Source organism: Endozoicomonas sp. (genome assembly GCF_965196975.1).
Lineage (GTDB): Bacteria > Pseudomonadota > Gammaproteobacteria > Pseudomonadales > Endozoicomonadaceae > Endozoicomonas.
Window position 1 is genome coordinate 5216333 of record NZ_OZ239981.1, and the last position, 15643, is coordinate 5231975.

Annotated in this window: 9 protein-coding genes and 2 pseudogenes; 8 read left to right on the forward strand and 3 right to left on the reverse strand. The window is 48.3% G+C overall.

What is annotated here, in order from left to right; genetic code table 11:
* The first annotated feature begins 58 nt into the window (after positions 1 to 58).
* The 4 genes from ACOCLE_RS23205 to guaD all read left to right on the forward strand — a co-directional run bounded on the left by ACOCLE_RS23205 (position 59) and on the right by guaD (position 7902).
* Positions 59 to 1723, forward strand: a complete 1665-nt coding sequence (locus ACOCLE_RS23205; RefSeq protein WP_066018260.1) for an NAD(P)-binding protein — start codon at positions 59 to 61, stop codon at positions 1721 to 1723.
* Positions 1723 to 5349 carry a pyruvate:ferredoxin (flavodoxin) oxidoreductase gene (gene nifJ / locus ACOCLE_RS23210; protein WP_419534444.1) on the forward strand — a complete coding sequence of 1209 codons (3627 nt, stop codon included), beginning with the start codon at positions 1723 to 1725 and terminating at the stop codon, positions 5347 to 5349. Before ACOCLE_RS23205 ends, nifJ begins: the two co-directional genes overlap by 1 nt.
* A 103-nt stretch (positions 5350 to 5452) precedes the next feature.
* Positions 5453 to 6451: a dihydroorotate dehydrogenase-like protein gene (locus tag ACOCLE_RS23215; protein ID WP_419534445.1), complete on the forward strand. Its 999-nt coding sequence runs from the start codon at positions 5453 to 5455 to the stop codon at positions 6449 to 6451.
* Positions 6452 to 6582: 131 nt separating this feature from the next.
* Complete coding sequence (gene guaD / locus ACOCLE_RS23220; RefSeq protein WP_419534446.1) at positions 6583 to 7902, forward strand: guanine deaminase; 1320 nt, start codon at positions 6583 to 6585, stop codon at positions 7900 to 7902.
* A 320-nt stretch (positions 7903 to 8222) separates the two neighbouring features.
* Here guaD and tnpC read toward each other — a convergent pair whose 3' ends face one another.
* A complete protein-coding gene (gene tnpC, locus ACOCLE_RS23225) occupies positions 8223 to 9416 on the reverse strand; it encodes an IS66 family transposase (RefSeq protein WP_419533273.1) in 1194 nt (397 codons plus the stop codon).
* 126 nt (positions 9417 to 9542) lie between these two features.
* Here tnpC and ACOCLE_RS23230 point away from each other — a divergent pair, with 126 nt between their 5' ends.
* The gene (locus tag ACOCLE_RS23230; RefSeq protein WP_419532972.1) at positions 9543 to 10823 is read left to right on the forward strand and encodes an ISKra4 family transposase; all 1281 of its coding nucleotides are present in this window, start codon (positions 9543 to 9545) and stop codon (positions 10821 to 10823) included.
* Positions 10824 to 10953: 130 nt separating this feature from the next.
* On the opposite strand, the pseudogene ACOCLE_RS23235 reads toward ACOCLE_RS23230, so the two are convergent.
* Positions 10954 to 11046, reverse strand: a pseudogene (locus ACOCLE_RS23235) (DUF6444 domain-containing protein); the annotation flags it as partial.
* 218 nt (positions 11047 to 11264) lie between these two features.
* Between ACOCLE_RS23235 and ACOCLE_RS23240 the strand changes: the two are divergent.
* The 3 genes from ACOCLE_RS23240 to ACOCLE_RS23250 all read left to right on the forward strand — a co-directional run bounded on the left by ACOCLE_RS23240 (position 11265) and on the right by ACOCLE_RS23250 (position 14743).
* Positions 11265 to 12203 (forward strand): carbamate kinase, encoded by a 939-nt coding sequence (locus tag ACOCLE_RS23240; protein ID WP_419534447.1) that lies wholly within the window; start codon positions 11265 to 11267, stop codon positions 12201 to 12203.
* Between the two features lie 344 nt (positions 12204 to 12547).
* Complete coding sequence (locus ACOCLE_RS23245) at positions 12548 to 13402, forward strand: hypothetical protein (RefSeq protein WP_419534448.1); 855 nt, start codon at positions 12548 to 12550, stop codon at positions 13400 to 13402.
* A gap of 60 nt (positions 13403 to 13462) precedes the next feature.
* Positions 13463 to 14743 carry an ISKra4 family transposase gene (locus ACOCLE_RS23250; RefSeq protein WP_419532972.1) on the forward strand — a complete coding sequence of 427 codons (1281 nt, stop codon included), beginning with the start codon at positions 13463 to 13465 and terminating at the stop codon, positions 14741 to 14743.
* A gap of 252 nt (positions 14744 to 14995) precedes the next feature.
* Here the strand turns inward: ACOCLE_RS23250 and ACOCLE_RS23255 are convergent.
* Positions 14996 to 15619 (reverse strand): annotated as a pseudogene (locus tag ACOCLE_RS23255) (IS256 family transposase); the annotation flags it as partial.
* Between the last annotated feature and the right edge of the window lie 24 nt (positions 15620 to 15643).

Below are 15643 nucleotides of genomic sequence, written 5' to 3' on the forward strand. Positions count from 1 at the left end.
ATCAGTGCTGCTCAGAAATGCTCTGGTATGGTGGAAAGTGTTCAGTAAAGGAGTCGTTATGAATACCCTGGATATGACACAACCCCCCGGAAGATCTCCGGTACAGGGTACTGGTCCGGTCGTTACCCGCAAGCCGGTTTATCAGAACTCGTTGCCCCCGTGTAATCACACCTGCCCGGCGGGGAATGATATCCAGGGTGCTCTGGCACTGGCTCAGGAAGGGCGCTTTGAAGAAGCCTGGCGCACATTCATGAAGAATAACCCGCTGCCGGCAACCCATGGTCGAATCTGCTATCACCCCTGTGAAGGTGGCTGCAGTCGTGTTCAGGTGGACGACGGTGTAAGTATTCATTCCATCGAGCGTTTCCTGGGCGATATGGCCATTGAGCAGAACTGGCATATGCCAGCCCCAAAAAATGAGACCGGTAAAAAAGTTCTGGTGATTGGTGCAGGCCCTTCCGGTCTGACCGCCGCTTACCATCTGCGTCTGCAGGGGCATACCGTTGAGATTCGTGAAGCGGCACCGATTGCCGGTGGCATGATGCAGTTTGGTATCCCTGCTTATCGTTTACCACGGGAAGTGCTCGCAGCGGAGATTGCCCGTATTGAATCCATGGGAATCTCGATCACCCTGAATCACCGGGTAGAAGACCTGATGGCTGAAAAGCAGGAAGGACGGTTCGATGCAGTCTATCTGGCCATTGGTGCGCATATTGGCAAGCAGGTGGATATCCCTGCCCGTGACGCTGGCAAGGTGCTGGATGCAGTCAGCTTCCTTCGGGAAACCGGGATGGGGGAAAAGCCGGTGCTTGGTCGCCGGGTGGCGGTATACGGTGGCGGTAATACTGCGATGGATGCCGCACGGACGGTAAAAAGAATGGGTGTCGATGAGGCCATGATCATCTATCGCCGCGACCGTGATCATATGCCTGCCCACAGCTTCGAAGCGGATGAAGCCGAAGCCGAAGGCGTCAATATCCACTGGTTGAGAACCATCCAGAATATTGAAGGCAGTGATTTTAACGTTGAGATCATGGAGATTGGGGACGATGGTCGCCCTCGTCCTACCGGCCGTTATGAAACACTGGCGGTGGACTCTCTGATTCTGGCTCTTGGCCAGGACGTGGAAAGAGGCATGCTGGACAGAGTGCCCGGTCTGGAATTTGATCGCTGGGGCTCACTGACCGTTGATGACAATATGATGACTGGCTGCGAAGGTATTTTTGCCGGTGGTGATATGGTGCCTTCCGATCGTACTGCCACCATTGCGGTGGGGCATGGTAAGAAAGCTGCCCGCTGTATGGGCAGCTGGTTAACCGGTAAAAAAGTCAATGAAATCGCAGTAAAGCATCTGGTGGACTACGACGGATTACACCTCTGGTACCGTACCCAGGCAGATCGTCAGCATGAAGATGCGCTTTCCCCAGAACAGCGTAATGACTTCAGTGAAGTGGTGCACGGGCTCAGTGAAGCCCAGGTTCGTTTTGAGGCCAGCCGCTGTTTCTCCTGCGGGAACTGTTTTGAATGCGATGGCTGCTTCGGGGCCTGTCCGGAAGGTGCCATTACCAAACTGGGCAAAGGGGAGGGCTATCAGGTCAATCATGACCTCTGTACCGGCTGTATGGCCTGCTTCCGCCAGTGCCCATGCCACGCCATCGAGATGCAGGCCGTTCAACAGGACGTTTCATTGCCAGTCATGGCTGCTCATATGGAGGTACGGTAATGTCTCAGCAATCTAAAGAACAGCCTGTTCGTGTCACTATCGATGGTAATGAGGCAGCCGCTTACGTAGCCTATCGTACCAACGAAGTCTGTGCCATCTACCCTATAACGCCGTCGTCTAATATGGCGGAGCTGGCAGAGCAGTGGGCTGCCGAAGGCATCAAAAATATCTGGGGTGGCAAGCCACACGTTGCTCAGATGCAGAGTGAGGCTGGTGCTGCTGGCGCGGTTCACGGTTCATTGCAGACCGGCGCCTTGACCACCACTTTTACCGCCTCTCAGGGGCTGATGTTGATGTTGCCCAATATGTATAAGATTGCCGGTGAACTGACCCCGGCAGTGTTCTACGTGGCAGCACGTTCACTGGCAACCCAGGGATTATCTATTTTCGGTGACCATCAGGATGTCATGGCCGCAAGAAGCACCGGCTTTGCCATGCTGGCCGCCAGCTCGGTTCAGGAAGCCCATGACCTGGCCTTGATTGCCCAGGCGGCGACCCTGGAGTCCCGTATACCTTTCATGCACTTCTTTGATGGTTTCCGTACCTCTCACGAAATCAACAAGATTTCTCTGCTTCCGGACTCAGTTATCCGGGCCATGATTGATGATCAGTTGGTACACGATCATCGTCGTAGAGCACTGAATCCTGAAAGTCCGGTCATTCGTGGTACTGCACAGAACCCGGATGTTTACTTCCAGGCCCGGGAAAGTGCCAATCCTTTCTATGAAAAAACACCGGATATTGTTGAAGCCTGCATGTGGCGTTTTGCCGGCCTGACCGGTCGTCATTACCGGCCTTTCAGCTGGTATGGGCCAAAGAATGCCAAACGCCTGATTATTGTGATGGGCTCTGGTGCGGAAACGGTCAAGATGACCATGGAAGCGATGAACCGGGAGCTGCCCGAAGATGATCAGGTGGCAATGATTCAGGTCCGCCTGTATCGCCCATTCTCTGCAGAGCGATTCCTTCATATCCTGCCTGAATCGGTAACCAGTATTGCGGTGCTGGACCGCACTAAAGAGCCCGGAGCCAGTGGGGAGCCTCTCTACCAGGACGTGATGACGGTACTGTCCGAAGGCTATATGAATGACCGGTTGAAGAAAATGCCTCGGGTCATTGGTGGCCGTTACGGCCTTTCCAGCAAGGAGTTTACACCCGCCATGGTTAAGGCGGTGTATGATGAGCTAGCTAATGAAAAGCCGAAGAATCATTTTACCGTTGGCATTAACGACGATGTGATGGGCTCCAGCCTGGAGTATGACGCCTCTTTTGTTATCGAAGATCAGGACAGTGTCCGTGCGATGTTCTTCGGTCTGGGAGCCGATGGTACCGTCGGTGCCAATAAGAACTCCGTGAAGATCATCGGCAGTGACCCTCAGCTTAATGCCCAGGCTTACTTTGTTTACGACTCTAAAAAATCGGGTTCTCAAACCATCTCTCACTTGAGATTTGGTAAGCAGCCGATTGAAGCACCTTACCTGATTCAGTCTGCCAGCTTTGTTGCCTGTCATCAGTTCAACTTCCTGGAGAAAACCGATGTTCTTGGCAATATCGAGGATGGCGGTGTCTTCCTGCTGAACAGTCCCTTTGGACCCGATGAAGTGTGGGCTCACCTGCCACGGCGTGTGCAGGAGCAGTTGATTCAGAAGAAACTGAAGCTACACGTGATTGATGGTTCTGCTGTGGCTAAATCGGCAGGTATGGGCAACCGTACCAATACCATCATGCAGACCTGCTTCTTTGCCTTGTCCGGTGTTCTGCCCAGAGATGAGGCCATTGCCCGTATCAAGCAGGCAATTGAGAAGACCTACCGACGCAAGGGCGCTGATGTGGTTGAGCGGAACTTCCGGGCGGTGGATCAGACTCTGGAACATCTCTACTCCGTGAAAATCCCTGAGCAGCTTGAGCAAGTGGGCTCTTCAGGTGAAAAGATTGTCGAGAAGCCGGTAGTTTCTGAAGAAGCGCCTGACTTCGTTAAAGAAGTCACAAGCCGCATGATAAGTGGGCAGGGTGACCTGATCCCGGTCAGCCAGATTCCAGTAGATGGCACCTGGCCAAGCGGCACAACCCGTTGGGAAAAACGTAATATTGCACTGCAGATTCCTGTCTGGGATGAAGAGGTCTGTATCCAGTGCGGTAACTGCAGCATGGTCTGCCCTCATGCGGCTATTCGTGCGAAATTCTACAATGAGGCCAGTCTGGCGGATGCACCGGAGGACTTTAAGTCTGCACCTATCAGTGCCCGTGGTTTCCCCGAAACCCGCTATACCCTGCAGTGCTATCCAGAGGACTGCACGGGTTGTGGTCTCTGTGTGGAAGCGTGTCCGGTTCGTAATCCCAAGAAGAGCGGTTACCGTGCCATCAATATGATGGACAAGGAACCGGTTCTGGAGCAGGAAAAACAGAACCTGTCGTTCTTTGAGCAGTTACCCATTAATGATCGCCGGCAGGTAGATTTCTCAACCGTACGGGGTATCCAGTACCTTGAGCCATTGTTCGAATTCTCTGGTGCCTGCAGCGGTTGTGGCGAAACGCCATACCTGAAACTGCTGACCCAGTTGTTTGGTGACCGCTTGCTGGTGGCTAATGCTACCGGTTGCTCTTCCATTTATGGCGGTAACCTGCCAACTACCCCATGGTCAAAGAACGCCGAAGGTCGTGGGCCTGCCTGGGCGAACTCCCTGTTTGAAGATAATGCCGAGTTTGGCTTTGGTTTCCGTCTGTCCAGTGACCATCAGGCTGAGCAGGCCATGCTTGAGTTGGAATCCTTCCGTGAAATGCTGGGTTCTGATCTTGTGGACAGCATTATTCAAGCTCCTCAGGGAAATGATACAGAGGTTCATCAGCAACGCGATCGGCTGAAAACGGTCCGGGATAAACTGGCCTGTATCCACACACCGGCAGCGGATAGTCTGAGAGCGGTTCTGGATCGACTTCTGAAGCGTGTCGTCTGGATCGTTGGTGGCGATGGCTGGGCTTACGACATTGGTTCCGGCGGCCTTGATCATGTGCTGGCCAGCGGCCGCAATGTGAATGTGCTGGTAATGGACACCGAAGTCTATTCCAATACAGGCGGTCAGGCGTCAAAATCCACGCCAATGGGTGCTGTTGCAAAATTTGCGGCTGCGGGTAAACGATCCGCCAAGAAAGATGTTGCGCTTCAGGCCATTGCCTATGGCAATGTTTATGTGGCCCGGATTGCCATGGGTGCCAGCCCACAGCAGACACTGCAGGCCATGCGTGAGGCAGAAGCCTGGCCAGGACCTTCACTGGTGATCGCCTATTCTCACTGTATTGCCCATGGCATTAACATGACCCATGGTATGGAGCAGCAGCGACTGGCGGTTCGTTCCGGGCATTGGCCATTGTTCCGATACAATCCTGGTCGCACAGATCACCACGAGAACCCGTTTGAGCTGGATTCTCTGAGGCCCAATGTACCTTTAACGGATTATATTCGCGGTGAGGTTCGCTATCGGGCACTGAATATCGCCTGTCCGGATGAGGCGGGAGCGATTCTGGAAGAAGCCCAGAAGGTGATCAACCGGAAGTGGGGCGTCTATGAGGAAATGGCAACACACAATGCCATGGACTTTGTCCCCGAGAAGGTGTCGGCTGTTCATTAAGAGAATATTGACCACAGAAGCAAAGGGCTCCTGCCCATGTGGGAGAGCTGGGCAGGAAGAATGTTCTGCATTCCGATGCTTTTGTGGTGATTGAGGAGTAAAGATGATGGATTTGACCACCAAATATATGGGGTTAAGCCTTAAAAATCCGTTGATGGCGGCTGCCAGTCCACTGACGTCTACAGTAAAAAGCATCCAGCGTCTGGAAAAGGCGGGCATTGCTGCTGTGGTTCTGCCTTCACTGTTTGAAGAGCAGATTCGCCGGGAACAGGAAGAAGAAGAGCGAATTGCCCTGTCCAGAAATAACCTGTTTCCGGAGGCTACCTCTTTTCTGCCTTCAGGCCTGACCCTGGAGCGTGGTTCCCAGGCATATCTGGATACCATCCATAAAGCCAAGGCAGCGGTTGATATTCCTGTGATTGCCAGCCTGAATGGTTGCTCAGAAGGTGGATGGGTGGATTATGCCCGGCAGATTGAGCAGGCGGGGGCAGACGGCATTGAGCTGCATATTTATTACAACCCGCCCTCACTGGATATTACCGGACGCCAGGTTGAGGAAGTTTATCTGGACGTCGCAAGACGTGTGAAAAACAGTGTCACCATCCCTGTTGCACTGAAAATTGACCCATTTTTCAGTGCCTTTGGCAACATGGCCAGGCAGTTTGATGAGATTGGTGTTGACGCACTGGTTATGTTTAACCGGATGCTGCAGCCTGACTTTAATCTCAACAACATGCTGGTGGAGCCCAACTGGCCCATCAGTAAAGCAGGTGAAATCGGTATACCGCTTCGCTGGATCAGTGTACTGCATGGCAAGATCAATGCTTCTCTGGCGGCAACATCCGGTGCTTATGATCATGAAGATATTATCAAATATCTGCTGGGTGGATCGGATACTGTGATGCTGGCTTCAGCACTGATCCGTAATGGTGCGGACTATGTTTCTGTGCTGTTGAAAGGTCTGGAAGTGTGGTTGAAACAGCGGGATTTTGAAGACCTGAATGAAATGCGCGGGTTGATGAGTCAGCGTTCTGTTGCGAATCCGGAAGCATTTGAACGGGCTAACTACATCCGTACAGTCGATGGAGCCAGGAAATATTAACCTGTTCAGACAGGTTTTATGGAAGCAAAAGGGAACAGGCGGAGAAATAAGAACAGGCAATAAGGTGGGGGAGAAGGCTCCGGGGGAAGGGAGCTGCTCCCGGAAGTAAAAATAAGCAGGAACAGACCATTATGATGTTTTCCAATACCGTAAAGGCAGTCAGGGGGGCTTTACTGGATATCCAAAAGGTTGTGAGTGATCCTCGCGATCTGGAGGACAACCTTCGTTACATCAGTGACGGACTATTGATTATTGACCAGGGAAAAGTTGCCTGGCATGGCCGTTGGGAAGATGGCCGCGATATGCTGCCAGAGGGACTGCGTATCTGCGACTACCGTGGCAAGCTGGTGGTTCCCGGTTTTGTAGATACACACATTCACTATCCTCAAATGGAGATCATAGGTGCCTATGGTGAACAGCTGCTGGAGTGGCTGAATACCTATGTATTTCCAACAGAACAGAAGTATGGCAACAAGCGCTACGCTACCGAAATGGCCGGTCTGTTTGTCAATGAGCTGCTGAAAAACGGTACAACGACCGCCATGGTTTTCTGCAGTGTTCATCCTGAATCAGTAGATGCCCTGTTTGAAGAATGTGACCGTCGGAATATGCGGATGATTGCCGGCAAGGTGATGATGGATCGTAATGCTCCGGAAGCTCTGCTGGATACACCGGACAGCAGTTACCAGGATTCCCGCCGACTGTTAAAGAAATGGCACAAACGCAACCGACTTTTGTACGCCATTACTCCCAGGTTTGCGCCAACGTCATCACCAGAGCAGCTTGAGAAGGCCATGGCTCTGCGCGAAGAGTTTCCTGATGCCTATGTACAGACGCATTTATCCGAGAACCTCAATGAAATTGAGTGGGTGAAATCGCTGTATCCGGAACACGACAGCTATTTGGATGTGTATAACCACTACCGTCTGACCGGCGAGCGTTCCGTTTATGCCCACTGTATTCATCTGACCGACAAAGAGTGGCAGGTGATGGAAGAAACCGGGTCATCCGTTGCCTTCTGTCCAACGTCAAACATGTATCTTGGCAGTGGTCTCTTTAAGTATCGCCGGGCTGCTGACAGTGGTGTGCGTGTCGGTATGGCAACGGATGTGGGAGCAGGTACTTCATTCAATATGTTTGAAACACTGAACGAAGCTTACAAGGTTGTTCAGATGCAGAAAGAAAAGCTGCCTGCTATTGAAGGTTTTTACCGGGCCACCCTGGGTGGAGCGCATGCGCTGTATCTGGATGACAGCATTGGTAATTTTGATATCGGTAAAGAGGCGGACTTTGTGGTTCTGGATCCGGTTGCTACGCAGGTTCAGCAATTGCGATGGGATAATTCCAAAGCACTGGATGAGAAACTGTTTGTTTTGATGACGCTGGGAGATGATCGGAATATCTATCGCACTTATGTAGATGGACGGCTGGTTTATTCAAGTACCCGGTAAATATACCCGTCGCCTTTCAAGGTGCTACTTTGTTGGCTGCACTCGCTCACCCCAGTCACTTAGTTTATCTAAGCTCCTGGGGATTCGCTCTTTTGCCGTCGCGTAGCAACTTGAAATCCTTTGGGTATAGAAAAAATGTGATCAATATCGATCAAAAGAAAAACCGGAATCATTCCGGATGATATCAACCCTTCGCTTTCGTTGCAGTTTCAGGGATTCACCCGATCACTTCTGAAAGCATTCCTCATCAACTTGTTTCTGAAAAGCGGGTGATCACCCGTCGGTTATGCGTTGGTGAAAAAAACAAAGAGATTTTGTAACTATTCAGCACCCAGCAAAGGCGTATTGTTGTAATTTCGAACCGCTTTAAGAAGCGCCTGAAATATGTTCAACCCCTGCTTTTTAGCAGATGATAAATAGCTTCGGATTCGGGTAAACATGGTACCTCCGTCTTCGCTTCTGAAGCAGCCTGAGATCTTCTGCTTAAGTTTGGCCATCCTGGCATCACGTTCACTGCCATTGTTATCGAAGGGAATTGAAAAGTCCGACATGAAGCGCAACGTTTCAACCTTAAACTCAATAAGCCTTTTGAACAGGTTGTAGGCCTTGGTATTCCTGACCTTCTTACGTCCAAGCACCTGTCGTTGTTTTTCCATATAAGCGGTTTCCTTCGTGAGAGCCCTTTGAAGGATTTGGTCGTATATCGTCTCAATGCGAAGCTGTATTGCACCAGGCATTTGAGTCAGACCGGCTGCTTTGTATTTCTTGCAGAAGTGCCAGGAGAGCGTAAGCAATTTCATCAGCCGCAGAGCCAGCTTATTCGCATCCCTATCGACAACTCCCTGAAGCTCTCTCAGATGATGGGCATTACAAAGCACATGCACTGCCGCATAGGCAAAGTAGGACTTCCAATGATCGTGAACCAGAATGCCTGCAAAAGTCAGCAGGATGCCCATTGCATCCATTGCTTCACAACCTCGCCTTTCTGAGAGGTAGTAAAGCGTCCATTGGTCATCTCGCATAATGTGTAACCACCACAGTGAACCGTCAACCCGCATGCCAGTTTCATCCGCTCCTGCAACCGGACTTTCTTGTAAAGCATCGCGGATACTCTGCTCAGTAGAGGCCAGGTTCTCATGGGTATAGGCAACAAAATTGGCAACAGAGCCTGCGCTGACACTCATGCAATAAATAGTATTGAAATACTCAGACACCCGGTGATATGGGATGAAGTGATACTGGTTTAAATGAACAGCCATTGCCTGAGTCACTTCTCCGTATTGAGCAGCGGCTTTCACTCCTTGGGGAAACTCAGCGGTGTTCCGTTTACCACAAGGACATACTTTAACGTCTGCCCAGTACGCGGTAACTTCAAATTCTCCGGGTCTACCTGGATCAAAAACCTGTCGCTCAATGTATTTGGTGGGTTTAATATCGATAAGCGAAGACTGGCAACAGCAACATTTTTCAACCTTCAGATGCCTGACATAATCGGGTAAGGCGACACGTCTCAAACAAGAGCCTTGATGACCTTTCTGGCCACCTGGTTTATTGCCTGGGTGCTCTCTCTGAATGATTGAAACAATAGTGCTCTATTTTCACAGCTACTATGGGAACACCACTCATAATAGTTAACTGTCATGCCCGCTTCTGTTATTTCCAGCTCTACCAAAAGCATCGTTTTGCAAATTGAAGTTTCTATAGATTCAGGCAACATGCTGAATCTTGAAGATAGTTTACAGCGTGCACTCAATGAAGCCGGGCAGCTTGGAACAAAAGAGTTATTGGGGCTATTTGAATCACCCAATAAAGAACCTATCGTCGTTAATCAGCAGAAGTGGAACTACAAAGGAAAGGTTCTTAAGCACTATGAAACCTTATACGGTCGTATACCTTTGGAGCGCTCCGTATATCAGGGTGTCAGAGGTGGCAGTACTCTGGCAGCACTTGATCTTCGTGCCGGTATTATTGGTTCAGCTACCCCCAAATTTGCCAAGTCTATCGCCTGGAAATACAGCCAGATGCCAGCGCCTGCGGTAAAAGAAGATTTTGAGACCAATCATCAAAGGACGCTTTCAAATTCTTATATCAAGCATTTATCGGACAGAGTAGGTGCATTAATTGAAGACCAGCAAGACACTCACTACCACCTTCCTCCACTAAAAGAGCCTGTTGAAACAATAGCCATTGGTCTGGATGGAACCTGCATGCTGCTTTGTGAAGAAGGCTGGAGGGAAGCCATGTGTGGGACATTGAGCCTATATTCTGCAGATGGAGACAGGCTCCACACGATATATACAGCCAGTTCGCCAGAGTATGGTAAACAAAGCTTTATGAGCAAGCTCGACGAGGAGATTGCAGATCTAAAACGACTCTACCCAAATGCCACATACATCGGGGTAGCTGACGGGGCTAGAGAAAACTGGAGTTATTTGAAACAACATACCTCTGGGCAGATACTCGATTTTTATCATGCATCTGAATATTTAGCTGGAGCAGCGGAAGCACTGTTTCCAACCAGTAAGGCGAAGCGACACCAGTGGCTTGAAGACAGGCTACATAGTTTGAAAAACAAGCGTGGAGCAGCCAAAAAAATCCTTCAGGAAATTGAATCAGCCGAGCTCCCGAAAAAGACAATCGCACTGACAGAGAAGCGCTACAAAGCTGTGAGCTATTTTACAAACAATCACCAGTTAATGAATTATCATCAGGCGCTTAAACGCCATTGGCCAATAGGTTCAGGAGTTACTGAAGCGGCTTGTAAGACTCTGGTAAAGCAACGATTATGTGGTTCTGGAATGAGGTGGAAAGCAACAGGAGCGGAAGTGCTTTTGACAACAAGAGCACTGATCCAGAGTAAGGGGCGCTGGGAACAACTTTGGTCTGAGTTCATGACTGGAAAGGTTGAAGCTAACCTATGAGTCAGTTATCAAATTGAGAGAGCAACCTATTGCCTGAAGATGGTCTAAGGCTTTTGGGGTTCGGTGTTTCCTGTGAGGAGCAGGGGGCTTCTTTGGAAGATGTATCACCTTTATCACTCCCTTTTTTACTGGGCTTTTGATAACCATCTGACGATGGTGGCTTACTACTGTTTTGACTGTTTTTATTAACCCTTTCTTCCAGTTCGCTGCAACGTTCCCGTAAAAGCGCATTCTCGGTCCGAAGCTCTTCATTCTCTTTAAGGAGAGCTTCGGTAAACGGAGTAGCTGGGAAGTCTGGTTCCATACTGGAGATTTGTTAGAAAAATTGAGTATAAGATGATGGTCGAAAAATCAGAAAATTCCAGATTTATATGAAGGGTGCTGAATAGTTACGAGATTTTAAAAAACGACCAATAGTAAATTTATTAACGGAATACAGTCATGAGAATCGTAATTGCCCTGGGTGGAAACGCAATCCTTCAACGTGGAGAACCTCTTGAATGCGAAACCCAGCGCAGAAACATCCGTAAGGCTGCGGCAGCGATTGCCCGTATTGCCCGTCACCATCAGGTTATTCTGACACACGGTAATGGTCCCCAGGTTGGCCTGCTGGCATTAATGAATGATGCTTATAAAGGTGTATCTCCCTACCCACTGGATGCACTTGGTGCCCAGACGCAGGGAATGATCGGCTTTATGTTCGAGCAGGAACTGCGTAATCAGATGCCGGGCCATAAAGTCTGTACCGTATCAACACAGACTCTGGTGGATCGGGATGACCCTGCTTTTGGTGATCCGGATAAATTTGTCGGGCCGGTATATAGCCGTGAGCAGGCGGATGAATTACTGAAAGCTCATGAAGACTGGACGGTTAAAGCGGATGGCAAACACTTCCGTCGTGTTGTTGCTTCTCCGATACCTAAAGAAATTCTGGAATTACCATCGCTTCAGCATTTGATCTCTGCTGAAGACATTACGGTTATCTGTGGAGGTGGTGGCGGTGTTCCGGTAACCAGTGGTCCAGACGGTCAGCTTCAGAATATTGAAGCAGTGATTGATAAAGACCGCTCTTCCAGACTCCTTGCAGAAGGGCTCGGGGCCGATGCATTCCTGATTCTCACTGATGTGCCTGCGGTTGCGACCAATTTCGGTCACCCTGACTCTCGTAACATTCGCTGTGCTACGCCAGAGGCGATGGATCAGTTTGACTTCGCTGCCGGCTCCATGGGACCAAAAGTGGAGTCAGTTGTTGAGTTTGTTCGCAATGGAGGAAAGATGGCAGCGATTGGTTCTCTGGAACAGGCTGCCGAGATTCTGACCTCTGACTCCGGAATGGTGATCAGGCAGGGTGTGATTGGTGGTATCAGTTATTATGAATAATGCCTGAGAATCTGGTAGCTTTACCAGTATTGTTAGCTGATATTTGAATGTTGAAGCCAGTTGTTACGGTTAACCATAACAACTGGCTAATTATTTAGTGACATTCAATAACTGTATAACTAGATGATCAAAATAGTTATGAACATCAAGTGTGCAATTAGTGGATATGTTTGATGTCTAACTAATAATAGATAATATAAGTGTATCGTCTTTTTTATTAATGATTTCTTAAGTCTTTTTCTTTTCTAAGTATTAAAAAAATAAAAATAACTTGATAATACATAGGCTAAATTCTGGATATAACATATACTGGGAAAACCTCAGAGATAAATAGGTTGTAGTATATGATTTGGAAGAGTCTGTTTCCCGCATTAATTATGAGTTCTGCGTTTTTTAATACTGGGCATCTAGCCGCTGCACAAATAAATGAGAACAATCAGAGCGGGTGTTTTTTAAAAGGCAAAGTATTCAATGTTGTCGTTGATGAAGAATATAGCGTGCCGATTCGATTTGGTGCATTGGAGGCGAATAGTACTAAGAGAGATTCTGTGTATTTTGGAATGAAGGAGGATGATTTACACTTTGGCTTCACTCTTTCTCTTAACTTGACAGATCCGGATCACTCCAGACGATTGGACTATGAGATCAAAAATTTGATTCCAGCTGTCAGGAAAACATTACCTCATTATGAGTTCACAAGAAGTAGCACCGATATCAATGGAGCTTGTGGTAAAGAACATTTTGTTATTATGTTGCCTCAGGCAGGAAATGAGTTTGCTTTTCTCAAGAAAGAACAGGGAATGAGTGCCCCTCATGGTTCTGGGCTTATAGTGGAAGGACACCTTATCTCATCGCACTTATCCTCTGACTCACTTGGGTCCCCAGATAAGAAATTAAGAGTAAGCTTCAGCTCTTATGCTGACCGACTTATGGAAAAAAAACTGAGTAATCTAGAAGAGCAGCCAGAAGTTCCTACGATTATCGTTGAACTTGAAGAGGGTAAGATGGCTCAGAACTTATTGGATATGAGTAGTGATGGATCCTACCATTCTGCAAAAATGTATGAAGAGAAACATTCAAAAGTAACCAAGAAAGATCATAAAGAGCTAAAGGATATTAATAGAAAAATCGAAGATCTGGAAAAAGCCCGAGTAGATCTTTATAAGCAGGTTGAAGGGGTGCTCTCTCTGAATGATTGAAACAATAGTGCTCTATTTTCACAGCTACTATGGGAACACCACTCATAATAGTTAACTGTCATGCCCGCTTCTGTTATTTCCAGCTCTACCAAAAGCATCGTTTTGCAAATTGAAGTTTCTATAGATTCAGGCAACATGCTGAATCTTGAAGATAGTTTACAGCGTGCACTCAATGAAGCCGGGCAGCTTGGAACAAAAGAGTTATTGGGGCTATTTGAATCACCCAATAAAGAACCTATCGTCGTTAATCAGCAGAAGTGGAACTACAAAGGAAAGGTTCTTAAGCACTATGAAACCTTATACGGTCGTATACCTTTGGAGCGCTCCGTATATCAGGGTGTCAGAGGTGGCAGTACTCTGGCAGCACTTGATCTTCGTGCCGGTATTATTGGTTCAGCTACCCCCAAATTTGCCAAGTCTATCGCCTGGAAATACAGCCAGATGCCAGCGCCTGCGGTAAAAGAAGATTTTGAGACCAACCATCAAAGGACGCTTTCAAATTCTTATATCAAGCATTTATCGGACAGAGTAGGTGCATTAATTGAAGACCAGCAAGACACTCACTACCACCTTCCTCCACTAAAAGAGCCTGTTGAAACAATAGCCATTGGTCTGGATGGAACCTGCATGCTGCTTTGTGAAGAAGGCTGGAGGGAAGCCATGTGTGGGACATTGAGCCTATATTCTGCAGATGGAGACAGGCTCCACACGATATATACAGCCAGTTCGCCAGAGTATGGTAAACAAAGCTTTATGAGCAAGCTCGACGAGGAGATTGCAGATCTAAAACGACTCTACCCAAATGCCACATACATCGGGGTAGCTGACGGGGCTAGAGAAAACTGGAGTTATTTGAAACAACATACCTCTGGGCAGATACTCGATTTTTATCATGCATCTGAATATTTAGCTGGAGCAGCGGAAGCACTGTTTCCAACCAGTAAGGCGAAGCGACACCAGTGGCTTGAAGACAGGCTACATAGTTTGAAAAACAAGCGTGGAGCAGCCAAAAAAATCCTTCAGGAAATTGAATCAGCCGAGCTCCCGAAAAAGACAATCGCACTGACAGAGAAGCGCTACAAAGCTGTGAGCTATTTTACAAACAATCACCAGTTAATGAATTATCATCAGGCGCTTAAACGCCATTGGCCAATAGGTTCAGGAGTTACTGAAGCGGCTTGTAAGACTCTGGTAAAGCAACGATTATGTGGTTCTGGAATGAGGTGGAAAGCAACAGGAGCGGAAGTGCTTTTGACAACAAGAGCACTGATCCAGAGTAAGGGGCGCTGGGAACAACTTTGGTCTGAGTTCATGACTGGAAAGGTTGAAGCTAACCTATGAGTCAGTTATCAAATTGAGAGAGCACCCGGTTGAAGATATTATGAGAGACTTTGAAAATCAGAGAGATCAAGTTAGGTTTAGATACGAGTGTTTGAGCAAGTCGGTCAGAAATATATGATTTCATTTGGCTAACTACTTAACACCACTGTCCAACTCGGTAACCTGATAGTCTTACAATCACAGGCACTGTTATGTCTGAGTGGTTTACTGCCATTTGAGCCTGTAAATAATTCTGTGTAAACGCCACCAAAACTACTGCTCCTTGAACCGGTCAGGAAACATAATTTCAAACCGGTTCATGGCGGCTTTCCAGTTCCTGATCGGCATGGTCCATTTCTCGGAAGCTTTTTCCATGGCCAGGTAGATTACCTTCATGACTGACTCATCCGTCCGAAAAATCTTCCGGTTCTTGATCGCCTTACGAATGACACTGTTCAAGGACTCAATGGCATTCGTTGTATAAATCGCTTTTCGAATATCTTCAGGATAGTCGAACAGAGTAATCAGGTTATCCCAGTTATTACGCCAGGACTTACCAATCGATGGGAATTTCTCCCCCCAGGCTTCTTCAAAGGCTTCCAGCTCCATTTCTGCTTCTTCAGCAGTCGCTGACCGGTAAATCCGTTTCAGGTCGCTGGCGACGCATTTACGGTCCTTGTAGGAGACGTATTTCAGCGAGTTACGTACCTGATGCACAATACACAGCTGAACCTGAGCCATTGGGAACACGGTGTTAATCGCTTCCGGGAATCCGGTGAGCCCATCAACACAGGCAACGAAGACATCTTCAACCCCACGGTTCTTAAGCTCTGTCAGCACAGAAAGCCAGAATTTGGCACCTTCTGTTTCGGCAAGCCAAAGACCCAAAAGTTCCTTGTAACTATTCAGCACCCTTCATAT